The 25,861-nt window shown below is 48.8% G+C and carries 28 protein-coding genes; 8 read left to right on the top strand and 20 right to left on the bottom strand.

Annotation, left to right across the window (positions count from 1 at the left end; translation table 11 throughout):
- The coding region (locus HMPREF0980_RS19245; RefSeq protein ID WP_207643608.1) for a hypothetical protein at positions 1–180 on the top strand (180 nt) is incomplete at its 5' end.
- 283 nt (positions 181–463) lie between these two features.
- On the opposite strand, the gene HMPREF0980_RS10725 is transcribed toward HMPREF0980_RS19245, so the two are convergent.
- The 11 genes from HMPREF0980_RS10725 to HMPREF0980_RS10675 form a co-directional block, all read right to left on the bottom strand.
- Positions 464–2,950, bottom strand: a complete 2,487-nt coding sequence (locus HMPREF0980_RS10725; protein WP_049729039.1) for an ABC transporter permease — start codon at positions 2,948–2,950, stop codon at positions 464–466.
- Positions 2,951–3,619 (bottom strand): ABC transporter ATP-binding protein, encoded by a 669-nt coding sequence (locus HMPREF0980_RS10720; RefSeq protein ID WP_049729198.1) that lies wholly within the window; start codon positions 3,617–3,619, stop codon positions 2,951–2,953.
- 115 nt (positions 3,620–3,734) lie between these two features.
- Positions 3,735–4,820 (bottom strand): sensor histidine kinase, encoded by a 1,086-nt coding sequence (locus HMPREF0980_RS10715; protein WP_242847380.1) that lies wholly within the window; start codon positions 4,818–4,820, stop codon positions 3,735–3,737.
- Positions 4,793–5,485 (bottom strand): response regulator transcription factor, encoded by a 693-nt coding sequence (locus HMPREF0980_RS10710; protein ID WP_049729038.1) that lies wholly within the window; start codon positions 5,483–5,485, stop codon positions 4,793–4,795. The genes HMPREF0980_RS10715 and HMPREF0980_RS10710 overlap by 28 nt, the downstream gene beginning before the upstream one ends.
- 40 nt (positions 5,486–5,525) lie before the next feature.
- Positions 5,526–6,836, bottom strand: a complete 1,311-nt coding sequence (locus tag HMPREF0980_RS10705; RefSeq protein ID WP_049729037.1) for a sensor histidine kinase — start codon at positions 6,834–6,836, stop codon at positions 5,526–5,528.
- A complete protein-coding gene (locus HMPREF0980_RS10700; protein WP_049729036.1) occupies positions 6,833–7,522 on the bottom strand; it encodes a response regulator transcription factor in 690 nt (229 codons plus the stop codon). The genes HMPREF0980_RS10705 and HMPREF0980_RS10700 overlap by 4 nt, the downstream gene beginning before the upstream one ends.
- 20 nt (positions 7,523–7,542) lie before the next feature.
- Complete coding sequence (phoU, locus tag HMPREF0980_RS10695) at positions 7,543–8,196, bottom strand: phosphate signaling complex protein PhoU (RefSeq protein WP_049729035.1); 654 nt, start codon at positions 8,194–8,196, stop codon at positions 7,543–7,545.
- Positions 8,197–8,946, bottom strand: coding sequence for a phosphate ABC transporter ATP-binding protein PstB (pstB, locus tag HMPREF0980_RS10690; protein WP_049729034.1), 750 nt, complete (start codon positions 8,944–8,946; stop codon positions 8,197–8,199). It abuts the gene before it with no gap.
- A 52-nt stretch (positions 8,947–8,998) separates the two neighbouring features.
- Positions 8,999–9,862, bottom strand: coding sequence for a phosphate ABC transporter permease PstA (pstA, locus tag HMPREF0980_RS10685; RefSeq protein WP_049729033.1), 864 nt, complete (start codon positions 9,860–9,862; stop codon positions 8,999–9,001).
- The gene (pstC, locus tag HMPREF0980_RS10680) at positions 9,855–10,748 is read right to left on the bottom strand and encodes a phosphate ABC transporter permease subunit PstC (RefSeq protein WP_049729032.1); all 894 of its coding nucleotides are present in this window, start codon (positions 10,746–10,748) and stop codon (positions 9,855–9,857) included. The genes pstA and pstC overlap by 8 nt, the downstream gene beginning before the upstream one ends.
- Positions 10,749–11,675, bottom strand: a complete 927-nt coding sequence (locus HMPREF0980_RS10675) for a substrate-binding domain-containing protein (protein WP_049729031.1) — start codon at positions 11,673–11,675, stop codon at positions 10,749–10,751.
- A gap of 233 nt (positions 11,676–11,908) precedes the next feature.
- On the opposite strand from HMPREF0980_RS10675, the gene HMPREF0980_RS10670 reads away from it, so the two are divergent.
- Positions 11,909–12,496: a TetR/AcrR family transcriptional regulator gene (locus HMPREF0980_RS10670; protein WP_049729030.1), complete on the top strand. Its 588-nt coding sequence runs from the start codon at positions 11,909–11,911 to the stop codon at positions 12,494–12,496.
- 6 nt (positions 12,497–12,502) lie between these two features.
- Positions 12,503–13,267: a nucleoside phosphorylase gene (locus HMPREF0980_RS10665; protein ID WP_049729029.1), complete on the top strand. Its 765-nt coding sequence runs from the start codon at positions 12,503–12,505 to the stop codon at positions 13,265–13,267.
- Between the two features lie 54 nt (positions 13,268–13,321).
- Here HMPREF0980_RS10665 and HMPREF0980_RS10660 read toward each other — a convergent pair whose 3' ends face one another.
- From HMPREF0980_RS10660 to HMPREF0980_RS10640, 5 genes are all read right to left on the bottom strand, one after another.
- Positions 13,322–13,831 carry a GNAT family N-acetyltransferase gene (locus tag HMPREF0980_RS10660; protein ID WP_049729028.1) on the bottom strand — a complete coding sequence of 170 codons (510 nt, stop codon included), beginning with the start codon at positions 13,829–13,831 and terminating at the stop codon, positions 13,322–13,324.
- 82 nt (positions 13,832–13,913) lie between these two features.
- Positions 13,914–14,798, bottom strand: coding sequence for a YitT family protein (locus tag HMPREF0980_RS10655; protein WP_049729027.1), 885 nt, complete (start codon positions 14,796–14,798; stop codon positions 13,914–13,916).
- A gap of 117 nt (positions 14,799–14,915) precedes the next feature.
- Complete coding sequence (locus HMPREF0980_RS10650) at positions 14,916–15,623, bottom strand: GTP pyrophosphokinase (protein ID WP_049729026.1); 708 nt, start codon at positions 15,621–15,623, stop codon at positions 14,916–14,918.
- Positions 15,624–15,738: 115 nt separating this feature from the next.
- Complete coding sequence (locus tag HMPREF0980_RS10645) at positions 15,739–16,263, bottom strand: cob(I)yrinic acid a,c-diamide adenosyltransferase (RefSeq protein ID WP_049729025.1); 525 nt, start codon at positions 16,261–16,263, stop codon at positions 15,739–15,741.
- A gap of 190 nt (positions 16,264–16,453) precedes the next feature.
- Entirely contained in the window at positions 16,454–17,518 is a 1,065-nt protein-coding gene (locus HMPREF0980_RS10640) for a PTS sugar transporter subunit IIC (RefSeq protein WP_049729024.1), read from the bottom strand.
- 272 nt (positions 17,519–17,790) lie between these two features.
- On the opposite strand from HMPREF0980_RS10640, the gene HMPREF0980_RS10635 reads away from it, so the two are divergent.
- A complete protein-coding gene (locus HMPREF0980_RS10635) occupies positions 17,791–18,885 on the top strand; it encodes a KamA family radical SAM protein (RefSeq protein WP_049729023.1) in 1,095 nt (364 codons plus the stop codon).
- 43 nt (positions 18,886–18,928) lie between these two features.
- On the opposite strand, the gene HMPREF0980_RS10630 is transcribed toward HMPREF0980_RS10635, so the two are convergent.
- Positions 18,929–19,447, bottom strand: coding sequence for a transcription repressor NadR (locus HMPREF0980_RS10630; RefSeq protein WP_049729196.1), 519 nt, complete (start codon positions 19,445–19,447; stop codon positions 18,929–18,931).
- Between the two features lie 446 nt (positions 19,448–19,893).
- Here HMPREF0980_RS10630 and HMPREF0980_RS10625 point away from each other — a divergent pair, with 446 nt between their 5' ends.
- Positions 19,894–20,157 (top strand): hypothetical protein, encoded by a 264-nt coding sequence (locus HMPREF0980_RS10625; RefSeq protein ID WP_049729022.1) that lies wholly within the window; start codon positions 19,894–19,896, stop codon positions 20,155–20,157.
- Positions 20,158–20,217: 60 nt separating this feature from the next.
- Here the strand turns inward: HMPREF0980_RS10625 and HMPREF0980_RS10620 are convergent, their stop codons facing one another.
- The 3 genes from HMPREF0980_RS10620 to HMPREF0980_RS10610 are packed head-to-tail and all read right to left on the bottom strand — an operon-like array spanning position 20,218 to position 23,835.
- Positions 20,218–21,636 (bottom strand): ABC transporter permease, encoded by a 1,419-nt coding sequence (locus HMPREF0980_RS10620; protein ID WP_049729021.1) that lies wholly within the window; start codon positions 21,634–21,636, stop codon positions 20,218–20,220.
- Positions 21,599–23,116: a COG1361 S-layer family protein gene (locus HMPREF0980_RS10615; protein ID WP_049729195.1), complete on the bottom strand. Its 1,518-nt coding sequence runs from the start codon at positions 23,114–23,116 to the stop codon at positions 21,599–21,601. The genes HMPREF0980_RS10620 and HMPREF0980_RS10615 overlap by 38 nt, the downstream gene beginning before the upstream one ends.
- Positions 23,116–23,835, bottom strand: a complete 720-nt coding sequence (locus tag HMPREF0980_RS10610) for an ABC transporter ATP-binding protein (RefSeq protein ID WP_049729020.1) — start codon at positions 23,833–23,835, stop codon at positions 23,116–23,118. The genes HMPREF0980_RS10615 and HMPREF0980_RS10610 overlap by 1 nt, the downstream gene beginning before the upstream one ends.
- A 176-nt stretch (positions 23,836–24,011) precedes the next feature.
- Here HMPREF0980_RS10610 and HMPREF0980_RS10605 point away from each other — a divergent pair, with 176 nt between their 5' ends.
- From HMPREF0980_RS10605 to HMPREF0980_RS10595, 3 genes are read left to right on the top strand one after another with little or no spacing between them, the layout of a single operon-like run.
- Positions 24,012–24,332 carry a PadR family transcriptional regulator gene (locus tag HMPREF0980_RS10605; RefSeq protein ID WP_049729194.1) on the top strand — a complete coding sequence of 107 codons (321 nt, stop codon included), beginning with the start codon at positions 24,012–24,014 and terminating at the stop codon, positions 24,330–24,332.
- Positions 24,325–24,915 (top strand): DUF1700 domain-containing protein, encoded by a 591-nt coding sequence (locus tag HMPREF0980_RS10600; RefSeq protein WP_242847379.1) that lies wholly within the window; start codon positions 24,325–24,327, stop codon positions 24,913–24,915. The genes HMPREF0980_RS10605 and HMPREF0980_RS10600 overlap by 8 nt, the downstream gene beginning before the upstream one ends.
- Positions 24,905–25,843 carry a DUF4097 family beta strand repeat-containing protein gene (locus tag HMPREF0980_RS10595; RefSeq protein WP_049729019.1) on the top strand — a complete coding sequence of 313 codons (939 nt, stop codon included), beginning with the start codon at positions 24,905–24,907 and terminating at the stop codon, positions 25,841–25,843. Before HMPREF0980_RS10600 ends, HMPREF0980_RS10595 begins: the two co-directional genes overlap by 11 nt.
- Positions 25,844–25,861 lie beyond the last annotated feature (18 nt).

Below are 25,861 nucleotides of genomic sequence, written 5' to 3'. Positions count from 1 at the left end.
AGTACGGTGTATATTATCGCAGTTAAACGTTTGCAGCGAGGCGTGCACGCCGTTGCTGGAAGAAGAGCCGGAATCAGGCAAGGGATGTTATCTCATATAACAGCCCTGTACCTGATTCCGGCTCTTCCTCATAATAATTTCATTTTTCAAAGGTTTTCACTCGCTCAGCTTTTTTATTAATATACCGGCACAGATAAATTCCTTCTGACCGCCAGTAACGTCACACAGCCACCCCCGCCCGTGCCAGTAAAGTAGATAGCCGATGGGGAGGCAGGGGACAGATGCGAAGGTATAAGCGGAAGGGACGGAGAATCCTCACCAGATTCCTTAGCTTGTGGGATGAGAGCCGCTATCGGCGAACATTCCACAGGCTTAGGAATCTGTGTGATAGTCGCAGTCCCGGACGCATCGCAGCAGATGCCCCCTGCCTTCCCAGCGGCGCCCTGCTTCACTAAACTCCCAGTTACTCCGCAAACCTGATACGGTCTATTAGGCTCTGCTTCTTGAAGCTGTTGTTTACCATATAGGTTATCAATACCTGGACCACAAGTATGATAACTGCCAGGGTTATGACTGGTATAGCAGGATACTCATATGTCCTGATGGACATGATGCTCTCTGCTTTGGCCCATAGGAAGCAGCCGTATCCTGCGATGCTGCCTACTCCGACAGACAGCAGGAGCGTGCCTGCCGTGTAGAACAGTCCTTCCAGCTGCAGCATGCGCACCGTCTGCTTTCCGGACAGGCCGATTGCCTGAAGGACTCCGAGTTCCCGGCGCCTTATATAGACACTGTTGATCATCGTGTTGACGAGATTCAGTATGCTGATAAGGCCGAATACAAACAGCAGGCCGTAGCAGCCGTACATCATATAGCCGATGCTCTTTTCCGACTGTGCATATGCATCCTCCCACGTATTCATCGCTAGGAATTCCTGCCCTTCTACAATCGTTCTTATCTCCTTTGTCACCGCACCTGCCTTACCTTTTTCCGTAAAAATGATGAAGTCATCTGTCACGTTATTTTTACACATGTCCTGCAGTACAGAAGACGGCAGTGTAAAGCCGTTCCCGGCAAGGCCATACGGTGCATCCACGATGGCCGCTATCTTATACTCCTTTTTGATGATTTCGTCACCGTCTTTTATGTTCAGATGCACCTTGTCACCTGCCTTCCAGTCGGCGCCCGGATATGCTATTATATAGGGCCCGCTCAGGATGATGCCTGTTCCGTCCATCAGACTTTCGTCATCCAGAGATCCGTCCGTTACATAGCGTTCCAATTCTTCCATCGCAGTTTCGCTCAGTCCGCCCAGACCTGTGTCAAGAGGCCCTCCGTCATCCTCCTGCAGTTCTTCCAGGCTTGCGCTTACGCCTGTATAAGTTTCTACTCGTTCCACTCCATCCAATGTTTCAATCTGCTTTTTCAATTCTTCGGTAAGCGGATTGTTTTTCTGGATATTCTTCAGCTCCCGCTCCGGATGCATCTCATTGCCACTCTCACTGTCCAGCGTAATCTCCACATCGCCGCGGATGGAATCCATAGTCATTGTCTTTGGGTTCATACAGCTTAATATGGTCGCAACGACTACGAACAAGATTCCGGTTATGCCGAGGGTGACAATGGTAGCGGTCGTGCGTCTCTTGTTCCTGCCCAGATTGGAAGACGTAAGTTTCCGGATATTCAACTCTGCATAGCCTTTCCGGCTCTTTTTCTTATTCTTCTTATCCGTCCCCTGGAAACGGATTGCCTCGATGGCAGATATCTTAGCTGCCTTCCGCATCGGAAGAAGCAGGGAGATATACACGGAGACAAGTGCGACGGCTGCTGCCAGGAGCAGTATCCATGGCTTGATAAGCGAGATGCTCCCGTCCGCCATCACCCGTTTCATTTCATTCGCCATCTCATTTTCAGACGCAAGGCCAGAGCTGACCATTCCATACACAAGAAGCATACCTGTCGCCAGTCCGAGTATAAGTCCCACAGGTATCGCTGCCGCGGCTACCGCAAAACCCTCCCGGAACACGAGCTGCCTGATCTGCCGTCTGGTGGAACCAATCGCCTTTAATTTGCCGTACTCCTGCACCTTGTTCATCGTAGACACATAGTAGATGCTGTAAATCGTAAGGATGCCGGCCAGAACGATGACAGCCATCAGGATAATCATACCCCCGAACATGGCAGGGTCTACATAGTTGGCCATCAGATATTCCGAGTTGTCGACGATATCCTCTTTCCCGATACCATAGCTCTTGCCTAACTCTTCCATGCTCTCTCTTATGGCATCCGTCGTCTTTCCTTTTGCATCCGCGATGGAGAAGTATACTCGGTACTCATGTTCTCCTTCTGAGATGATTTCTTCTGTAAATGCCTCTGAAACCAACGAAGAATAGACGTTTCTACTCTCTGCCTCTTCCGAGTCTTCCGTCAGGCCTGTTATCGTAAACTCCTTTTCCATAGCCTGGCCAAGCCCTCCTGCTTTGACCGGCTGGAAAGGAACCGTAATCTTATCCCCGATTCCTCCCGTCAGACCCATCGCTTTTAAAAGCCCTTCGGATACGACTATCTCATCGGCCCTTTCCGGCATCTTTCCTTCTTTAAGCTTCAGACGATTCAGCTTAACCGTATGGTTATCGCAGTAGACCATAGATATATTGGCATCCGTGCCTTCGCATATCATATATGCGGCGTCTTCTCTCAGCCCTGTATCGGAAAGCTGCGAATCCTCAAGCATCTCATCTGCCGACTTCTCGTCTACATTGCGGAACATGCCATGAAATGTCGGGTATTTATTATCCACGGCCGCAAACCGGAGGTCAATCGTGCCGAACACGACAGTCGGCACGGTAGTGAGCAGCATGGCGGTCAGTGCTATCGCTACACCTATCAATATGTTCCTGCTCCGGTTGTTCTTGAAATTGGCAAGCGCTGTCTTTGTAATAATGTTCATCTATTTCACCACCTTGCCGTCAGCGATAATGATTACCCGGTCCGCCATCTGGGCAATCGTCTCGTCATGGGTTATCATGACAAGTGTCTGTCCGTATTTATTTACGCAGTTTTTCAGAATGGATATGACTTCCATCTCCGTCTTGGAATCCAGGTTCCCTGTTGGTTCATCTGCAAGGATGATGGCCGGTTTTGAAGCGAGCGCACGTGCAATGGCAACGCGCTGCTTCTGTCCGCCTGACAGAGTGTTCGGAAGCGAATGGAGCTTATCTTCCATCCCTATGCTCTTGACGATATCCATCACGAAATCCCGGTTCACTTTTTTGCCGTCAAGCCCGATGGGAAGCACGATATTCTCCCACACGTTCAGAGCCGGCATCAGATTGAAGTCCTGGAATATGAATCCGATTTTTCTTCTTCTGAACACAGCAAGGCGCTCATCCTTCAATGCAAAGATATCTCTGCCTTCGATATATACTTTCCCGGAATCCGGCCGGTCCAGGCCGCCGAGCATATGAAGAAGCGTGCTCTTGCCGGAACCGGACCGTCCTACGATTGCCGTGAATTCCCCTCCCTCGACGCTCAGGCTCGTATGGTCGATTGCCCTGACCGTGTTATCACCTTCTCCATAATATTTTACCAGATCTTCTGTCTCTAAGATTGCTCTCATAATATAACTCCTTCCTGTCTTATCATCAATACCAGCCAGCTTCTGCGCTTTCTGTTCTTTCCACATCATAATACAGGAGCCTTACGAGAGCCTTTCAGAAAACATAACAGTTTTGTTATTCTTGGCAGTAAGTCTTCTTCGGCAGCGTCATCTGGAATATGGTACCGCATGTTTTGCCCGCCATAGCTCTTATGCTCCCCCCCTGCTCTTCCAGAATCTGCCGGACGAGATACAAGCCTACGCCCGCTCCTTCACACATCTCAACCTCCGGCCTGCCGCCGCGGTAGAACCTCTTGAAGATGTTCTGGTACTCTTCTTTTGCTATGCCGATGCCTTCATCTTCTATCTCTACGAACACGTAAGATATCTGAGGAGATACCCTGATCCGCACCTTCGTTCCATCCGGTGAATACTTCACCGCGTTGTCCAGTACATTGGCAAATGCTTCTGCCGTCCATTTCGTATCGTGGGGAAGCAGCATGTCCTGAAAATCTTCCATTTCTATCTCGATATCTTTCGTGTTCGCCTTCAGATATACCCCGTTTACCGCACGCACGAGCGTCTCTTTGAGGCTTGCCTGTGCCGGGTGTATCTGTATCATACCCGCCTCCATTCTGGAAAGGTTTGTCAGCGTTTCGGTCAGATATTTGAGCTTCTTAATCTCCCGGGAACCTCTTGAGGCAAACTCCGCGCGCTCCTCATCCGTAATATCAGAATCCTCCAGCAGCTCAAAACACATGGAAAGCGCCGCTACCGGTGTCTTCAGCTGATGAGAGATATCCGTAACGAGCGCTTTCGTATTTTCCTTTTCGTCAACCAGGCCAGACCGCAGCCTGCCAAATGCGTTGCCCATCCGTTCCAGCTGCTCTGTGATCTGTGAGCGGATTCCTGCCTGCATGTAATCTGTCTCTGTGCGGTATTTATAGTTCCCTTCTTCAAATTGTTCCAGATAACCGGCTATATGGATATAATTCAGGTATTGTTTTCTATAATTCATATACTGCCATATTCCATTTGCCGCGACGGCCGCGGATAGGAGCTGCCAAAAATACGGGATTGGAGGGCTGCACATATACATCACGGCAAAGAATGTCAGTATGAGCAGAGTCGTTATCAGCATGTTGAGGCGTAGTTCCTTTTCCAGCCAGATATAGCCTCTCTCCCTGTGGCTCATTATTTTTTCAATACGTCTGTCGTCCATAGATATCCGATTCCCCTTACATTTTTGATATATTCGTCCCTGCCGTCTCCAATAAGTTTCTTCTTAAGCCTGCTTATGTTGACCGGTACCGTATTGTCGTCCACGAACTGTCCGTCCACATCCCAGACAGCCTCCAGCAGCTGTTCCTTTGATATGATCTGCTTCGGATGCTCCAGGAAATGTGCCAGAAGCTGCATCTCTTTCTTGCTCAGAGACGTCTCCTGCCCCTCCACATACACCTTCATCTCCTTACAGTCCAAAGTGACGCCGCCGGCTGTCAGCATGGTCCCTTCCGTATCCGTATGTGCCTTCCGGCGCATAAATGCCTGGACTTTTGAAATCAGCACCATCAGGCTGAACGGCTTCGTGATATAGTCATCCGCGCCTATATCATATCCATTCACAATATCCACCTCCTGATCCAGCGCAGTAAGAAAGAGAATGAAGACGTCGCTGACCTTCCGTATCTCACGGCAGAAATCAAGCCCGTTTCCATCCTCCAGTGTGATGTCGCTGATGATAAGGTCTATCCGGTTTCCTGCAAACAGCCTGTGCGCTTCCCCTGCTCCTGAAGCGCACAGCACATGATATCCTTCTTTCTGAAGCTTTAAGCTGATGCCCCTGCTCAGGCTCTCATCATCTTCCAGCAGTAATATATTACCCATAACTATACTCCTTCATGTCGGCAGGGAATAACGAGGACGATTAAAATGTCAGCTCCATCTTCGTCCCTTTTCCCGGCTCGCTCTCAACGCGGATACCAGCCTCGTGTATCATCGCGCCATGCTTCACGATAGAAAGGCCGAGGCCGGTACCCCCGCTTTCTTTGGAGTGGCTTTTATCCACCCGGTAGAACCGTTCAAATATACGTTCCTGCTCCTCTTTCGGGATGCCGATCCCGGTATCTGTCACTATGACTTTCTTCCCTTTCAGTGTGCTGCCGACCCACACGGATATGGAGCCGCCCTCCCGGTTATATTTTACCGCATTCTCACATATATTGTAAATCATTTCATCGAGTATCTGACGGATACCGCGGAAGACGACCGGTTCCCCGGTTACTTCTATGTGAACGTTCCGGGAAGATGCCTGAGGGGAGAGCCTGCTGCAGATTTCCCTTGTGAGCTCATACAGGTTGACCTCTTCCTTCTCCATCTCCACTTTGCCCTCATCCAGCCTGGACAGCTTGATGATGTCTTCCACAAGCGTGATAAGCCTGCTTGCCTCGTTATATATCCGTTCCGAAAAGACTCCGATGTCTTCCGGCTTTACGAGTCCGTTTTTCATAATCTCGGCGTAACCGGATATGGACGTCAGCGGCGTCTTCAGCTCGTGGGATACATTTGCCGAAAACTCTTTGCGCATATTGGCAACGGCGTCTTTTTCTTTGTTTTGTCTGTCAATACTTTCCAGCAACGGTCTCAGCTCCTCATACACATCATTTTCAAGCGGTTGTTCCAGATTCAGTTCGTTCACCGGTCGGATCAGCCTGTACACCTGCCATTTGGACAGCCCCCACGCAAAGAGCAGCATGACGGCGGCAAGCCCTCCCATGACAGGCAGTACCTGGACCGCCATACGGAACGCGTTGTCAATCGTTTTGGATACTCTGAGCACCGTACCGTCCGGCATCTGAAGTGCATAGTAGAACATTTCCTTGCCGAGCGTATCCGACTGCCGGATATCCTGCCCGCTTCCATCGCGAAGGGCCTCCTTTACCTCCGGCCTGTCCTTGTGGTTCTCCAGCGTATACTCATCTTCCTTGGAATCGTAGAGCACATGGCCGTCGCCTCCTATGAGCGTCACGCGCGTATTCTTTCTGACGGCGTCCATCTCTTCCAGATATGCCGTGCCGGCAGTCTTGACCGCCGCCCGTATATAATCGGCCTCCTGCCTTGTCTCGTCTTCAAGCAGGCTCACCGTCTGACGGTATACGACCACGGTCATCACCCCATAGGATATGAACAGGGTGGTGAAAATCACCAGTATCATGCTCTTCTGTATTCTTTTTCTCATGCGCCCTTCTCCTGTTCACACATCCGGTATCCCACGCCCCGTACCGTCTCTATCATCTCTCCGCACGATCCAAGCTTCTGGCGCAGCGTCCTCACATGCACGTCCACGGTGCGTGTCTCACCGTCGAAGTCATATCCCCATATGTCTTCCAGCAGCTGGTCTCTCGTCAGCACGATGTTCGGGTTCCGCATCAGGCGCTTCAGCAGCTCGTATTCTTTCAGGGTGAGGTTTACCGCATCGCCGTCTGATCGCACTTCGTGCTTTTTAATGTCTATCTCGATATTGCCAAGGGCAATCTTATCTTCTCTTTTATAGTCATTCTTCGCCGTCCTTCTCAGAACCGCCTTGACCCTTGATACAAGCTCCATCATCCCGAAGGGTTTTGTTACATAATCGTCGGCTCCGGCGTCAAGCCCCATCACCTTGTCGTATTCCGCCCCCTTGGCCGTTACCATGATGACGGGAATCTCTCTCGTCTTTACCGAGGATTTCAGCTTTCTGAGCAGTTCCATCCCATCCTCTCCGGGCAGCATGATATCAAGCAGAACAAGCTCCGGCGTCTCAAGCGCCAGAGCCTCCAGAAACTCTCTTCCATCTTCAAAACCGCGGGCTTTCATACCTGTACTTTCCAGCGTATATACGACCAGTTCGCGAATGTTGCCGTCATCTTCTACACAAAATATCATATTGATGCTCCTTCAGTCTCTTATATCTTGCTCTCTTTATGGATGCCTGTGATGGAAAATTCCACCCACTCGGCAATGTTTGTAGCATGATCTGCAATTCGTTCCAAATACTTTGCCACCATAATCAGATCGATTGCCCTTTTTCCTTTATCTCCTTTGTTTTCCGCTATGAAGTCAATCAGCTCCTGCTTATTTTCCACGAACATCATATCTACTTCATCATCAGACTCCATCACCTTGCGGGACAGCTCCAGATCTTTTTCCACATAAGCCGATACACTGTCTCTCACCATCCTGGCTGCGGCTTCAGACATCTGCCCTATCTTCGGAATCTCGTTCGCTTCTGACATTTTCTCGGAGATGATTATTTCCGCGATATCTGACGCCTGGTCCCCGATACGTTCCATGTCCGTAATCATCTTCAGTGCTGCCGATATCTGCCTCAGGTCCTTCGCCACCGGCTGCTGCTGAAGCAGAAGTTTCAGGCAGAGCCTCTCTATGTCCTTTTCCATCTGGTCAATCTCCTCATCCGCCCGGATGACATCTCTGGCTTTCGAGGTGCTCCCTTCCTGAAGCGCTGCCGTCGCCCTGTTGATTGCTATCTCGCACAATTCACCCATGTGGGTCAGCTGCTCTTTTAACAAATCCAGCTGCATATCAAACTTGTTCCGCATTTAACCGAACCTCCCTGTTATATAATCTTCCGTGCGTTTATCCGATGGTATGGAGAACAGCTTCTCCGTATCATTGTACTCGATTACTTCCCCGAGCAGGAAAAACGCGGTATTGTCAGATACGCGGACAGCCTGCTGCATATTGTGCGTTACCATGACAATAGTATAATCTTTTTTCAGTTCCGTCGCAAGGTCCTCTATCTTAGATGTAGAAATCGGATCAAGCGCGGAAGTCGGCTCATCCATCAGCAGCACTTCCGGCTGCACCGCCAGTGCACGCGCAATGCACAGACGCTGCTGCTGCCCGCCGGACATGCCAAGGGCACTCTTCTTGAGCCTGTCTTTGCATTCCTCCCATATAGCCGCGTCACGCAGCGACTTCTCCACGATATCATCCAGCTTCGCCTTCGACCGGACGCCATGTGTCCGCGGACCAAATGCGATGTTGTCATATATGCTCATCGGAAACGGATTCGGCTTCTGGAACACCATTCCGACGCGCTTTCGCAGCAGGTTTACATCCATACCGTTGAAAATATTCTGTCCGTCCAGGAAGATGTCCCCCTCAATCCGGCAGCCCTCGACGAGGTCGTTCATCCTGTTGATGGACTTCAGAAGCGTAGACTTGCCGCAGCCGGACGGACCGATAAACGCAGTAATCTTGTTCTTCTCAATTTCCAGATTCACATTCTTGAGCGCATGGAAATCATCATAGAAAAGCTCCAGATTCTTAATACTTAATTTTTCCATTTTTATATACAATTCCTTTCTTTTTTGAAGGGGGTCAGACCCCTTTCAAAATTTACGCTTTTGTCAGTCTTTTTGCCACTATGCTTGACAATGTATTGATTCCTACCACGAGCGCAAGCAGTATCACCGCGGTCGCGTATGCCTGGTTCATGTACAGGCCTTCGCTTGCAAGGTTATACATGTGTACCGCCAGTGTCCTTCCTGACCCCATAACGCTCGACGGGACATCCGCCACCGACCCGGCCGTGTATATGAGAGCCGCCGTCTCCCCTACGATACGTCCTACCGCCAGTATGACGCCTGCAAGTATGCCGGGCACCGCAGATGGCAGAACGATACGGAACACGGTCCGCAGCTTCCCTGCCCCAAGCCCGAAGCTTCCCTCTCTGTAAGAGTCGGAAACAGACTTGAGCGCCTCCTCTGTCGTGCGCATAATCAGGGGCAGTATCATGATTGCCAGCGTAAACGCACCGGCAAGCAGGGAAAATCCCCATCCGCATGTCGTGACAAAAAAGAGCATTCCGAACAGTCCATAGACGATGGATGGTATTCCGGACAATGTCTCAGTCGTCAGCCGGATGATTTCAATAAATCGGTTTCCCCGGCCCGCATATTCCACAAGGAAGATGGCCGAAAAGATTCCGAACGGAACTGCGATAAGCAGAGACAGCAGCGTCATGACAACCGTATTGATAAGCGCCGGCATAAGGGACGCATTTTCGGAAGTATATGTGAAGGAAAATAATGACGGTGTAATATAGGGAACGCCCCTTACGAGAATATAGGCAATTAAAAATATTAGCACCGTAAATGTCAATATGGCGGAAAGCATGACAAGCAGCATGACGAGAAAGGAACCTGGTGTTCTTCTGTATGCTTTGAGCTTCTGCTTCAATGTTACCTGATTGCTACTCATGGCTGGTCCTCCTGTTCAGTATTGCTACGCAGAAATTGATGAGCAGGATAAATACGAACAGAACGACTCCGGTCGCGATGAGCGCTTCCCTGTGGAGATCTGCCGCATATCCCATCTCAAGGACGATATTGGCCGTAAGCGTACGGATACCCCGGAAGATACCGGATGGCATCCTGGCCTGGTTGCCTGCTACCATGATGACTGCCATCGTCTCACCAATCGCGCGTCCTACCCCGAGCACAACTCCCGCAACGACACCGGACTTGGCGGCCGGAAGTATGACCCGGAAGATTGCACGTTCATGCGTGGCTCCAAGCGCCACCGCGCCCTCGTAGTAGTGGTCTGGCACGGCCCTGACAGCTGATTCTGTCACCCCGATAATCGTCGGTAATATCATCATGCCGAGCAGCAGAGATGCCGTCAGTATACTGTTGCCATTTCCGCTTGAAGAAATGAGCCCCATGCCTTTCAGCGTTCTTCCAAGCTCCCGTATCCATGGCACGAGGACAACGAGCCCGAAAAAGCCGTATACGACGGATGGTATTCCTGCCAGCAGCTCTGTAGCGGACTTGAGCGGCTTATAGATTCTTTTCGGGCAGTACTTCGCCATAAACACAGACGTCAGTATACCGATAGGTACGCCAAACAATATAGCTCCGGCGGTGACATATATGCTTCCGATGATCATAGGAAATATTCCGTAAATGCTGTTCTTCGGCCGCCACATCTCGCCTGACAGAAATTTCATAAATCCTATTTCCTTCATTGCAGGGACCCCATTTGCAAATAGAAAGATGCAAATGAGAGCTACCGCCAGCACCGAGGCGCAGGCGGCAATGAAGAACACTCCCCGCATGAAATTTTCTTTCCATGCCTTTGCTTTCATTTATTCAATTACCTCATCCCATGTAAGCGCTTCGCCTGTGTAGATTGCTTTCACCTGCTCGCTGCTCAGCTCATCAACGGTGCTGTTGTTGCTGACAATGACCGCGATACCATCTGTAGCGATAACCTGGGCTTTCAGGCCTTTTGATGTTTCCGTATCTTTCAGCTCCCTTGAAGCCATACCGATATCGTAGCTTCCATCTACCGCTGATGTCATGCCTGTGGTAGAATCTGTCGTCTGCAGTTCAATTTCTGCATTTGCATTGACTGCTTTGTATGCTTCGATCAGTTTCTCCATTACCGGTGATATAGAGGATGATCCGCCGACGACTGCTTTTCCGCTTGGAGAGGTGCCTTCATACGGTTTTACATCATCTGTCGCGATATATCCGTTATCTTCCACAACCTTCTGTCCTTCGTCACTCAGTATGAAGTCGATGAAATCTGCTGCCACTTCATTGTCAAGGTCTTCCTTCGTCGCTATGTTAAATGGCCTGGATACTTTATAGTCTCCGCTCTTTACGTTTTCTGCCGTCGCCTCCGCACCGTCAATTTTGAGAGCTTTTACACTGTCATCAAGTGAGCCGAGTGATACATAGCCAATAGCGTAGTCATCTCCGGCCACCGTAGTCAGCATGACAGACGTACTGTTCGTTATCTGAGCCTCTTCTGTCGTCATATCTACCTTTTCACCATCTTTTTCTTCTTCAATCCCGAAAAGTTCGATGAAGGCCCCTCTTGTACCCGAACCGTCTTCTCTAGATACAATCGTAATATCCCCGGATGCATCCCAGTCGGAAGAGGCTTCTGTGCCATTCTCTGAATCTTTATCTGAATCTGTTTTTCCATCATTGCTGCCACATCCTGCCGCAAGTCCTGCAATCATTCCGACAACTGCCAATACTGCAATAAACTTTTTCATCTTCATAATCTCTTTCTCCTTTAATTCTTACTAAGATCGTTTGTTTGCTATGTTTTCTTCACAAGTGCAATCATAAAGGACGAATGTAAAATCTGAAACCAGCTCAATGTTAAATCTATGTAAAGTCGTTAAAATCTGAATTTATCAAGCGTCATATCAGCATTCCGCTTGACAAAGCGACAACAGTGTCGCATAATATAGCAAAAGAGACACTTGTGTCGCAAAGGAGATGAGCAAGAATGAGCGCAAAGGGAGACAAGACGAAGGAGCTGATCTGCTCTGAGGCGTATAAGCTGTTTGCCGAAAAGGGGTTCAAGGAAGTTACGATGCAGGATATATGCGGGAGGACAGGACTTAGCCGCGGAGGGCTTTATCGTCATTATGAAAACACAGCCCAGATATTTTATACAATTATATCTGCGATGCTGGGGGACCAGGAGGAGGAATTTTCAGAAAAGATTCGTGATAATGCACGTGCCTCTGAGATACTTGAGGACGTTTTGGACCGATATGAAAGGGAAATGATCGACAGCAGCAATTCTTTGAGCATCGCTATATATGAATACTTCAGCAGCCGAGACGTATCGGGGGGAGATGATTCTATCCTGCAGCAGTATGTGCAATCTAAGAAAATGTGGACGGAACTCATAGAATATGGAATGCGTACGAGGGAATTCAAAAGCGTGGAGCCCGCGGCCGTATTTGACCTGATCGTCTTCTCCTACCAGGGCGTAAGGATGTACAGCAGGCTGATGCCTATCGGCAGAGAAATACCACGAAGAATAACTGGTCAGATCAGGCAATTATTATTGCCGGAAAGTGAGTGAGTTTATATGAAAACAGTATTTTATGAAAGCAGAACATCTTCCCCTGCATTTATCAATCCTGCAGATTCTGTCAGCCCCGCCGAAGGTTTCCCGGAGATATGCATATCTACCTTCTCCAGACAGATTATAGACAGAATCGCGGCTTTGGATAATGTAAAAAAAATCGCCGATATGTACACTGCCAACGGAACGAATCCCATATATAAGATTACATATGGAGACAGGGAATTTGCCTTCTTCCTTTCTCTCGTCGGTGCACCTGCCGCTGTCTGCTGCCTTGAAGAAATGATAGCGCTCGGGGGACGTAAGTTTGTCTACTTCGGGTGCTGCGGCGTGCTCGATGACGACAAGGTGAATGGCCGCCTCATCATACCGACGGCCGCGATAAGAGAAGAAGGAACGAGCTACCATTATCTTGCGCCGGACACGGAAGTCTCCCCCGCCCCCTGTGACACGGAACTTCTGAAATGCTGTATGGAAAAGTGCGGTTATCCGCATGTCTGCGGGAAAATATGGACGACAGACGCCATATACCGGGAGACGACAGATGCCATCCGCAGTTACAGGGAGCTTGGCTGTGTAGGGACAGATATGGAATATTCCGCACTGCTCGCCGCAGCCAAGTTCAGAGATGTGCGCTTTGTCCAGTTTCTCTACGGGGCAGACAGCCTGTCCGGTGAGGAATGGCAGCCGCGGGACCTGACGGACTACGGTCTTGGCAAATGTGACAAATATATGGCGCTGGCTTTGGAATGCGGGCTCGCAATGTAGGTTCAGCGGCACATGCGGCAGACTTGAGCATCAAGTCTGCCGCACGTGTCTGTTTTATAACATCATTCCCATCACATATAAATCATAGTATTTTCCATCCAGCAAAGTAGCGTTGCGCCGGCACCCTTCCACGATAAATCCGAACTTCATATATAATTCTACAGCCTTGACGTTGTCCGCACGCGTATCCAGACTGATTCTTCTCGTCATGCCGTTTCCTTTTGCCCATTCGATAAGCTGGCGTATCAGTTCTGTCCCAATCCCCTGTCCTTGATATCTTTTCGCAACGACGATTCCAAGCTCTCCATCATGACGAGCCTTAATCTTATGAGATGAACTGATTGTGGCAATCCCCGCAATCTCTTCCCCGTCCATGGCTATAAGCATGATATTCGTCTCATTCCCTTCCAGATCTCTAATAGACTCTGCCTGGGCTTCTGCCCCCATCGGATACTCATCCTTCTCAAAACTCAGGTAGCTCGTCTCTCCCCCTACATAATTGTAGAAGGCCACAATCTTCTCTGCATCACTTTCCTTCGCTCTACGATAAGTAATCTTCTCCATAACCTATCTCCTTTCATTTTTGTTGGGGACGGGGTTTTTTCAAAAAAACCCCGTCCCCAACAAGCTTTCAACGTGTCCCTTTTTACAGCCGCTTTTCAAAATTCCCTTCTACCGCACATCCTTCGGTAAATATCATAAATGCATCAGGGTCTATGCTATGTACGATTCTTTTTATCTGACCGACTTCATACTTTGATATCATCACGAAAAGGATGTAGGATGTCTTGTTTGTGTATGCGCCTTCTCCGTCCCAGTTCGTCACGCCGCGCCCGGTCTGTTCTATAATCGCCTTGGATATGCCAAGCTTCTTCGTAAATATCATGACGCTCGTGTTGATATTCTGTATATGTACCCGGTCAAGCGCCATTGCAAGTACTGTCGTATATATCAGTGAGTAGATTACGATTTCAATATTGAACATGAACAGACAGATTACATAGACGAGTATATTCATCATGATATTAATTCTGCCCACGCTGAAATTAGGATATTTCTTGGCACAGCAGAGGCCGATGATATCCTGTCCCCCGCCGGAGCTTCTTCCGCGTAGTACAAGCCCCGTTCCTGTTCCCGCTATCAGCCCGCCGATGATACATGACGTCAGGAAATCTTCAATGATGGGAGCCGCCGGTATTGGCACGACGACAAGAAATATACTCTGTATGGTAACTGTAATCAGGGTCTTTACGGCAAATTCCTTGCCCAGTATGCGAAGGCCCATATAGAACAGCGGTATATTGATGATAAAGTAGATGATACCTGACATATCTATTCCTGTAGGTATTGGAATCCGGCAGACCTCTACAAAAAATGTACGCAGCAGCTGGGCGACACCCATAAATCCCCCGTTGTACAGGCCGAGCGGAACGATAATCAGATTCACGCCTAATGCGAATAGCAAGCTTCCCATGACAGCATAGACCGCCTGTATCAGTAATTCCCTCTTGTTCTCCTTAAAACCGCTCATGGCATGACCTCCTGCAAATGACTGTAAATTCTCAAATGATCAAGACCCATTCTAGCACTTGCTTTAGCGATTTACAACAATAATCTAAAATATAACAAAAAAAGCCTGAGCTATTGCTCAGGCCTGTATGATACGGTCATTATTCCTGCTGTTTCCGGTATCATTCTTTGTACGTTTATTAAACTCTTCTTGTTCTTCCAGACACGCCTGTATCGCTTCGTTCAGAGACAGCATCTTCTCATCGAGAGTTGTTACCATCTCCGCACATTCCCGCAGTTCCCTGCTGATGTAATCAGGCGCGTTCCCTTCAAATTTATAATATATCTTATGTTCCAGACTCGCCCAGAAATCCATGGCAATCGTCCGTATCTGTATCTCTACTTTCGTATCTACGACACTGTCTGACAAAAAGATTGGAACCGATACGAGCATATGATAGCTTTTGTACCCGCTCTCCTTCGGATTCTTGATGTAATCCTTGATAGATAGTACCTTAAGGTCACTCTGGTTCCCAATCATCTCCGCCAGTCTGTATATGTCAGATGTAAAGGAACAAATCAGCCTGACTCCTGCAATGTCATTCACATACTTTACCATATTTTCAATGGACGTCTCATATCCATATCTTCTTAACTTCTTGACTATACTCTCCGGTGTCTTCACTCTCGTCTTGATATGTTCAATTGGGTTATATTGATGCACATGCTGAAATTCATCATTTAGAATCTCCAGCTTAGTACCGACTTCTTTTAACGCTGAAGTGTACAAAAACATAATTGTCTTCCAACTGTCAACATCCTCGTAGTTTTTAATCGCTGCCGTCATGCTACTCCTCTCCTCTCACTTGCGAAGAGTTATTTTCGTACACCGTTATTATATCATAATCTTTTTATATTGTCATAAACTTCACAGTTATTTAAGAAAGTCAGCACGAGACTGGCTAATATTCAATGCCCTCCCGGGCCGTCTTCCCCTCGTCATATGGATGTCGGATCTTACGCATCTCCGTCACGTAATCCCCCAGCCCGAGCATACGTTCCGATATTTCATGTCCTGTCATGACAACCTCAAGCCCCCTCGGCTTATGTTCCAGAAAGCGTATCAGCTTTTCTTCACTCAGTACGCCAAGCTGCACCGCGCACAGAATCTCATCCAGCACGAGCATATCAAAAGGGCTGCAGAACTTCACAATCTCATCCAGCGCTTTTGTATTGTAATGGCGCAGCTCGGCCTTCTCATCTCCGTTCATTCGGCTGACGAACTTCACATGCTCTCTTCCCGGCAGGCACGTGATATTCTCTATCCGTTCCAATATATTCCTTTCGCTGGAAGAATTATCTTTCAGGAACTGAAACACAAGCACCTTAAGTCCGCATCCGGCTGCACGCACGGCCAGCCCCATCGCCGCCGTCGTCTTTCCCTTGCCGTTTCCATAGTAAATGTGTATTCTCCCCGTACCTGTCATAAGTCCCCCTCGCTCTTCTTCATGTTTGTATTATAGCTGATACTTCTATTATAATATCCGTTCGGGTAAATGTATAGCACGGTTTCGATCTATTTACCTGACTACCTGCAGACACGTCAGCGGCTGCCGGAATATACCGAAAAATACGGCCGCGAACCAAATACAAATGGCTCGGGGCCGTATTTTTCTTCTATAGCTCCAGCTTCATATCTCCAAACCTGATCCACTGCTTTTTCCGCATGAACTCAGAGACGGCCAGCGTGACTGCCGCCGGAAGAATAATCTGGATTACCAGAATCTTAATCATGACAACAGACGCCGCTTCTGTCTGAATCATCGTCTGCCATGTCATTATCTGTCCTACAAGCCCTGCGGTTCCCATACCAGAACCAGTCGCATTGCTTGTCATATGCAGCACCATAGTTCCAACCGGTCCGAGTATTGCGCTGGACACGATTGCCGGAAGCCAGATGACCGGCCTTCGCACGATGTTTGGCACCTGGAGCATGGATGTCCCGATTCCCTGTGCAAGCAGGCCGCCGATTTTATTTTCCCGGTAGCTGGCGACAGCGAAGCCAACCATATTGCAGCAGCAGCCTACTGTGGCCGCCCCTGCGGCGAGTCCCGACAGATTCAGTATGATTCCAAGGGCTGCAGAACTGATTGGCAGCGTAAGTATCATGCCCATCAGCACCGATACCACGATTCCCATCAGAAACGGCTGCTGTTCTGTCCCCCAGTTGATCAGGGAACCGAGCCATGCCATGAAGCCCGATATGGGAGGGCCGAGTACAAGGCCGACAGCCGATCCCGTACCTATCGCAACGATAGGAGTGACCAATATATCTACCTTCGTCTTGCCGGACACGAGATGTCCAAATATGATTCCTACATAAGCGGCTATAAATGCCCCGAGCGGCTCACCCGGACCTGCATACACCATAGCACCGTCAACCAGCACCGCGCCGGCCAGGAGCTTGCTCGCAAATGCTCCGACCATGCCGGCAGTTGCCGCAGATACGACCACGAGCGGGCCTTCCTTGAAACGATACGCTACCGCGGCGCCGATTCCCGCGCCGGTCAATGATGCCGCCACCTTGCCGAGGGCATATATCATGTCCCCTGCAGGACCACCGATGAGCGTGCCAATCTGCTGAATAATCGTACCGATGATCAGTGTCGCGAACAGACCCTGGGCCATGGCGCTCAAGCCGTCAATAAATACCCGGTCCAGTACTTTTTTTAATTTTTCCATATGTAATCTCCCATTCCGCCCATTGTAATTACAACTGTCTTGTCACTTGGAAAGTCTATCACATTACCGTATTGAAATCAAGTATTGTTTCAGTGTTCAAAGCATCAATTAGTGCTTGGCAAATTTAATAATAGTTAATAATTATTTCCTTTTTTTCTTCCCGTTCTTCATGATATACTAAATTATATGTTGTTATTTCCAGCTGCCGCAGCATGATACATGTATCAGCCGGCAGCTGAAATACCGACAGGGAATGGAGGTGCACAGACTATATGAATTGGCAGGATGAATTAAGACAGAACATAACGACGCTGGATGAATTGGCCGCATGCATTCCCGGTATTGACACGAGCGACGATAATGCGCGCAGCATTCTGGAGAAATACCCTATGTCCGTCCCCAGATATTATTTGTCGTTAATTGATCCGGGTGATGAAAGCGACTGCATCCGCAAGATGAGTATCCCCTCATTTTCAGAAATGGATATATCCGGTACCTTTGATACGAGCGGAGAATCGTCCAACACGAAGTTAAAGGGGCTGCAGCACAAGTATCCGCAGACCGTACTGCTGCTTTCCACAAACAGGTGTGCCATGTACTGCCGGTACTGCTTCCGCAAACGGATGGTCGGAAGCCATACGGGAGAGGTCGTGGAAGACTTTGATCAGGTAAAATCTTATATTGAAGCGCACACGGAGATAAGCAATGTACTCATCTCGGGAGGCGATTCATTTCTTCTTGACAACGCTGTAATTGAACGGTATCTGTCCGCATTATGCTCCATGAGCCATATAGACTACATACGTTTCGGAACGAAGATACCTGTCGTCTTTCCTGAGAGGATTACAGAAGATGGGGAGCTTCAGGACATATTCCGGAAATACAGCTCAAGGAAGCAGATTTATATCATGACACAGTTCAACCATCCGTCTGAGCTTACAGCGGAGTCCGTAAAAGCAGTCAAATGCCTGCAGAGCCTTGGCCTGATTGTCAAGAACCAGACCGTGCTTCTGAAAGGCATCAATGACAATCCGGATGTACTTGCAGGCCTGATGAAACAGTTTACGAAGGTGGGTATCATACCGTATTACGTATTCCAGTGCCGGCCGGTAACAGGTGTAAAGAACCAGTTCCAGGTGCCGATTCAGGCAGGATACGATATCGTAGAACAGGTGAAGAGGATGCAGAACGGCAATGGAAAGTGCTTCCGGTATGCCTTGTCTAATCCGGATGGCAAGGTAGAAATCCTCGGCAGATTAGATGACAGCCATATGATATTCAAGTACCACCAGGCAAAGAATCCGGAAAACATCGGAAGGCTCTTCGTGAAAGAAGTGCCCGCAGATGCCTGCTGGGTAGAAGAGTAGAATAAACATTAAAAACGGCAGAAGCCGGAGCAACGGGCAGACATCAGTCAACCAGCACTCCGGCTTTTCTCAGCCTTTTTTCAGCCTCGTCCAAGATCTCCATGTCCAACGCCTCTATCGTATGATAATGGATATTACCGGTCAGCTCTTTTAATGGCCTGGCTGTATCTGAAAGAATCCTCTCCATGAATTCATCGACATCTTTTCTGCTGTTGATACATAAATCCACAGCAATCTGTCCATATACTTCGTGCTCTACGATCACATCCAGGACTTTGGCCCCTGCATCTACTATGCAGTACAGCTCTTCTGCCATCTTTCTGTTATCATGCTTGACCATTACCACCCGCTTGTATGTGCCTGCACTATTATCCCTGCCATACAGGATGTATCCCTTATTCGTTGACAGGATATTCTTATTCGTGGCGCGCAGCAGAGCAATGTCCTGTACGATTATCTGTCTGCTCACACCCATCTGCCTTGCAAGAGCTGTTCCAGAAAGAGGTTCCTCCTCCGTCTTAAGCAGCTCCAGTATCGCTTCTCTTCTTTTATCTCCGTCCATACATCTGATCCTTTCACTGTCATCTGAACTTCCCCGTGCTGTCAGGGGTATGTATATTTCATACACCAAACCGCCATAAAATGCAAGTCCGGGTGCAGATTTTTTTATATTCACAATTGGTTTATATACTTTATAAGTTTATTATCATATCTTCATCTTTTCTTTAGACAGCCGTCACATGTTAGACACAATTATCTTATATACTTAAATCATCAAATGAAGCTGACGTTAGTGCAGAGCAGATACTACTTGTATTTCCGCCAGCTTCGCCTAAAGACATTAAGTTCAATAAGTATAGATTGTTTTTTCATTCCCTTTCCTCAAGATGCAGCTACATCGGCTGCATCTTTTTTTCGTGACAGCGGGCATTTACATCTCCCTAATCTGGTGATATACTCAACTTTACCGGTACGGTACAGATATATGACACAAAGGAGGGCCACGCCATGTTCCGATTATGGGGAAAAGAATTTAAAGATAATAAGATGCTCCGGGACACGGTCATCTACGATGACAGTGACGAGAGCCGCACGCATAAGATATTCAACGCTCTGGATGCAATCTGCTATGAATTTGACCTGAGCAAGCCAATATGGCTCGACGCAACGGTCCAAGAATTCAAACGGCATGACAAAGCCAGGTTCTATCAGGACAACTTTGTAGATTCCATAGACTTTGACTATCTGGAGATTCATGTGATTGAGGAATAGAAGCAGGGGGCTGGTGACAACTATTATCACCAGCCCCCTCAGCCTGCATCACATCTCTTTCTACTCGTTGCGTATCGCTGCCAGCGGACTGAGCCGCATGGCTCTCAATGAAGGAAAATATCCGGCCGCCACGCCGACGAATACCGCAAATCCCATAGACAGCAGGACGAGCCACCACGGGATGAACGATATGTTCCCGTCGATTCCCATCGCCGCCCCGTTCCCGGTCAGGACATTGATGATTCCCGACATGAGAAAGCTAAGTATATTTCCTGCAACTCCGCCAATCAGTCCGATGAATGCCGCTTCCATCAGGAACATCTGCTTGATATTCTTCAGGCTGCATCCAAGGACCTTAATGACTCCTATCTCCTTCGTGCGCTCATAGATGGACATCATCATCGTATTGGCGATTCCTATCGCCGCAACGAGAAGGGACACCGCACCGATTCCTCCAAGCACCGCCTGTACGATGGCGAACTGGCTTTTCATGCTTTCCAGATACTCTGCGTTCGTCTGCGTATTATAGCCCATCTCACGAATGATGGATGACACTTCTTCCACTTTGTCTATATCATCTACTTTCACCTGCGCCGATGTATAGCAGAACTCTTTATACGGCTTGCCCGATTTGGTCGTAGGCTGGCCGGGAACAGCCCTGCCGGCAAAATCTTTCTTCAGGACCTTCTTCAGCGTCTCCAGATCGCAGTAGGCGCTGTAGGCGTTCGCATTGTAGTCGTCCGGCCCGCCGGCAACGATGCCGCTGGCTGTCACCGCATGCTTCTTGACCGGCTGTGACGGCTGGCTTTTCCCTGCATTTTCAGATGCGTCCCCATTGTCGCCCGTATTTCCAAAGGACTGCTCCTGGCTGTTATAATAGCCTTCCTGATCTAGAATCAGAAAAATGGAATCTTTCATCAGATTGATGTCCGGAAGCTCTCCGGTTTCCCAATAGCTTTTCTGGGAATTTCTCTCTGTGAAATTCGTTATGACTGCATTGCCGTACAATATGTCCAGCTGGCTTCCTCCCTGCTTCGGAAAATTCCCTTCTCCTAATTCTATGTTCTTTGCCTTAAGCCCATCGGGTGTCAGCCCCGTCAGCTGTACATAAGCCTCGTATTTGCCTTTCAGCATGATTGCCGACATATCGTAAGCCGGGGCCGCAGTTTTGACATGCTCCAATTCCGACAGCTGCTTTATCGTCTCATCTGTCACATATTGGGTAGATTCTTCGGAGTTATCCTGTCCGGAATACCCCATCATAGATTCTCCCGCCTCTTTTCCCGTTACCGTTATGGTCGTGAGCCCGCCAGACTGTTCTACTTCCTTATAGAGTGACTGCTGCATTCCCAGTCCAAGAGAAATCATTACTACGATGGATGCTGTACCGATGACGACTCCCAGAACCGTCAGAAATGTCCTGAGTTTTCTTCTTTTGAGGTTACTCCCGCTCATCCTCAGCAGATCCATCCAATTCATTCAGCAATCCCTCCTCTTCATCTGCCATCTGCTTTTTCTTCTTTTTCTTTATGATGATAATTGCCGCTGCGGCTGCTGCGATGATGACGGCAACGACGATTACAGGGATGACAGGGAAGCCGCCCTGCTCCATCTCTTCCATCTCTGCCGCAGGCATATCATCCATCCCTTCCGGCCCGACCTCAAGCTGAAACTCCTTTGTCATGGATGAGACTTTGCCTGCCTCGTCTTCATAGCTCAGCGTCATCGTCACTTTTTCGCTGCCCGTGCTTTCTTCCGTCCCTTCCAGCGTGGCGTCGATAGATGCCGTCGCGCCCGATTCCACATTTCCTATAAACGTCTCGGCCTTCTTGACACATTTGCCTTCAAATGCAGCTTTCACATTGTACAGTTTGATACGTCCGAGATTGTACAGGCTGCACATTACATTTGCCTCTTCCCCAACTGTGATGGCCTCAGGGCTTATCTCAAATTCACTGAATTCAAATCTGGCATCCTGCTTTACTGGTATAGATATGCTGGAGGCCCCTTCAATCTGGGCCGCATCCGCATCTTCATATTTCATGCTCAAATCGATACTGTACGGCTTCTGCAGCAGATCCGCCTTGGCATTCAGCTGAATGGATATGTCTGCCGTGCCGTTTGCCTTGATACCGTCCAGATAAATGGAACTGGATCCGGATGCCGGCAGGAAAGCCGGTGCCGTCGTCTGCTCGTCAGAACCTTCCGTCGGGGCGTTCAGATCAAAAAGCATGTTGCCTACCCTGGTGGCTTTCGATGTATTCTTCAGGTGGATGGTCAGCGTAAAGTTGCTGCCTGCCCGCACTTCCGCCGGATCCGTGTCAAATCCTGTGACGATGACCCGAGGGACAGATCCGCTGCCGCCGGAACCTCCTTCACCGCCTCCGCCGCTGTAAGATGCATCTCCATTGCTGAAGCCGCCCGCATCTGCCGCTAACGGTATCGCGGCCGCGCCGCCGGAGCCACTGTCCTCCTGCTTCTTCGCCGGCTTGTTGTTATCGTCCTGTCCAGACGCGTTCTTATCTGCAGGCTTCGCCGTCGTGAGCACATAGAAAGACTGGCTTCCGGTGATGCCTCCGTCCGCAGTATACTTAAAAAGCAACGTAAAACGGGTACTCGGCACATCGTCACGCTCGGTAAAGTTAAATTCCACCGTCTTCGTATCACCCGCTGCCAGCGTATCGATCTTCGCCTCGTATTTCTGGTACTCCGTCTTGAACGGCCACTGGCTCACATCATCTTTCATGTCCGGTGACACGACGATATTGCCGATAGCATTGGTTGTATTATTCTTCACCTCCACCGCGAACTTCTGCGGCTTCTGGTACTGGTAAGTCAGCACCTTCTGAACCGATAACGTGATATCTCCGTCCGCCGCTTTTGCCGGCAGCGGCATGAAGGCAGCCGCTGTTACGGCGGATACGATCAGCACAGTCAGTAATCTCTTCATTGTCTTCATCATGATAATCCTCCCTCAACAGTTTCTTTTTCTCTGTTCTCTTCTATCTTTATGATACTGCCATCCCTTATGTGGAATATCCGGTCAGCGTATGTAGCCAGGTGGGCGTCATGTGTGACCATCACAAGCGTCTTCTTCTGTTCACGCACGACCTGCTTCATCAGCCCCATGACATCTTCCGATGTATGCGAGTCCAGGTTCCCTGTCGGCTCGTCGGCAAATATAATCTTCGGATCCACTACTAGCGCCCTCGCAACCCCGACCCGCTGCTGCTGCCCGCCGGACATCTGGTTCGGCCTGTGGTTCTTATGCTTATTGAGATTCACAAGATCAAGCATCTCATCTGCCTTCTTCAGCCTCTTTTCTTTCGGCATTCCCTGGAAGCTTAACGGAAGCGCCACGTTCTCAAGCGCATTCAATGTGCCGAGAAGATGAAATGACTGAAATATAAACCCGACATTTTCACGACGGAACTTTACGAGCTGTTCTTCATTCAGCTTCTCTATGTGCCGGCCTCCGATGACAACGCTGCCCTTCGTGGGCTTCTCAAGTCCGGCCAGCATGTTGAGCAATGTAGACTTTCCAGAGCCCGATGTGCCGACGATTGCACAGAATTCCCCTTCATAGATGCTGAAATCAAGGCCGTCGAGAGCACGTACAACTTCATCTCCGACACGGTATAATTTGTACAAATCTCTTACCTCAATTACTTTTCCCATACGTCCCTCCTATCTTATCATACAGTTTACTATATAAAAGGAAAGACTTACCATATGAAATTATGAATTATTTCTTAATATGGCTTATTATATGCTTTTTCATTATATATGCCTTGACATTGTATATTATACAATATATAATATGCTTACAAAAAACATATAGAAAGGGTGAGGAAATGATTTTCCCAATGAATACACCGATGTTTGATCTTCTTGTCCTCGCAGTGGTAGACAGGGAAGATTCCTACGGTTACCAGATAAGCCAGGTAATCAAGCAGGTTTCGAACACGAAAGATTCTACGCTGTATCCGGTACTGCGAAGGCTGCAGGAACAGAATTACCTGACAGCATACGATCAGCCATATCAGGGGAGGAACCGGAAGTACTACAGAATCACTGATGAAGGAAAGCAGACTTTTGAAATGCTCAGCAAGGAATGGTCGCTGTACAAAGATGCAGTAGACCAGGTTGTAAAGGGAGGTATGGACATTGAATAGGGCAGATTATATGAAAAGCCTGGAGCATGGGCTCAGACGGCTTCCGAAAGAAGACTATGACCGTGCTATCAGCTATTTTGAAGAATATTTTGAAGACGCCGGTTCCGAAAATGAGAATCAGGCAATTGAGGACTTAGGATCTCCGGCACTTGCCGCCGACCAGATTATCCGGGACTTTGCGGTAGAAAATGCACAGAAGCCCACTAAGAATGTTAAGAGAAGCTTCTCTGCGGTATGGGTTGGCATCCTGGCTGTATTTGCGGCGCCGATAGGCCTTCCGCTTGCGTTCGCCGCAGCTGCGCTTGGACTGTCCTTTGTCCTTGTCATCGTATCGCTCATATTTGCCGTGTTCTGTACCGCACTGGCATTTGCGGCATCCTCGGTACCTGCCATAGTAATCGGCATCTGGTTCCTGTTCACCTCGCCCGCCAACGGAGTTGCGACGATAGGAGCTGGTCTTATCGGCGCCGGAATCGGAATCTGGGTCATCATGGGCTGCATAGCGCTCTGCAGATGGTTCTTGAACACTATGACAAAACTATTCGGAAGGATTGCCAAGGGGGGAAACAGACATGAAAAATAAGAAGAAAATATGGATCATATCTTTTATCTGTTTCGGGGCAGGGATCGTTATACTGATACTCGGAATGCTTCTGGGCGGCCGCCCGGGATTCTACTTCGACGGCGACGGGTTACACTCGGGAACAGATGATGCTAATCAGAAAAGCTATATCCGCGGTGAGAGTAAGCTTCAGGAATTTACCAGCATAGACATAGACCTGGATTACGCAGACCTTCAGATAATCCCGTCAGATACGTTTCGAATCGAATACTGCCTCGTAGGCCCGAAAAAGCCGGTGTGCACGGTAAAGGAGGGGCATCTGACGGTAAGAGAGGCGGAATATAGACGTTTCTTCAACTTTACTTTCATGATACCGCAGACAGGAGACTATACGGATAACTATGTAAAGCTCTATATACCGGAAAACATCGTGCTCAATACCGTTCATTTGCAGACGGAAGATGGGGATATCAAGCTGCCGTCCCTAAAAGCCGACACTTTGAATATCAAGTCAGAGTATGGTGATGTCACCCTGAAAGCGTTCGAGGGAACTACGCTCTCCGCCTCCCTTGACGACGGATATTTTACGGGGCAGAAGATCAAATCGGAACGGGTTGAGTTGACGAACGAATATGGCGATATCTCACTGAAAGAGTTGGAAAGCAATACGCTCGATGCTGAGCTCAGCGATGGTGACTTTACCGTAGAACGTCTCATCACCGGCAGTGCGGAGATTGAAAACGAATACGGTGATGTACAACTCGGTATGTCCGCCGCCGTCAAAGATTATTCTTTGGACCTCGTAACAGAATATGGCAACATACAGATACCGGAATATGACGTCATTTCCGGTGATGACGGCAGCCAGTGCCGTGTGACGGGCAATTCCGGAAAGACGGTAGAAGTCAGCTGTGAAGACGGGGATATCCGTATCTTTGATGCCCGGTAAGCTGGGAGTTTCGCAAGG

Source organism: Dorea sp. D27, from assembly GCF_001185345.1.
In the GTDB taxonomy this organism is placed as follows: Bacteria; Bacillota; Clostridia; order Lachnospirales; family Lachnospiraceae; genus Extibacter.
This window is presented reverse-complemented; position numbering and strand designations above follow the sequence as displayed.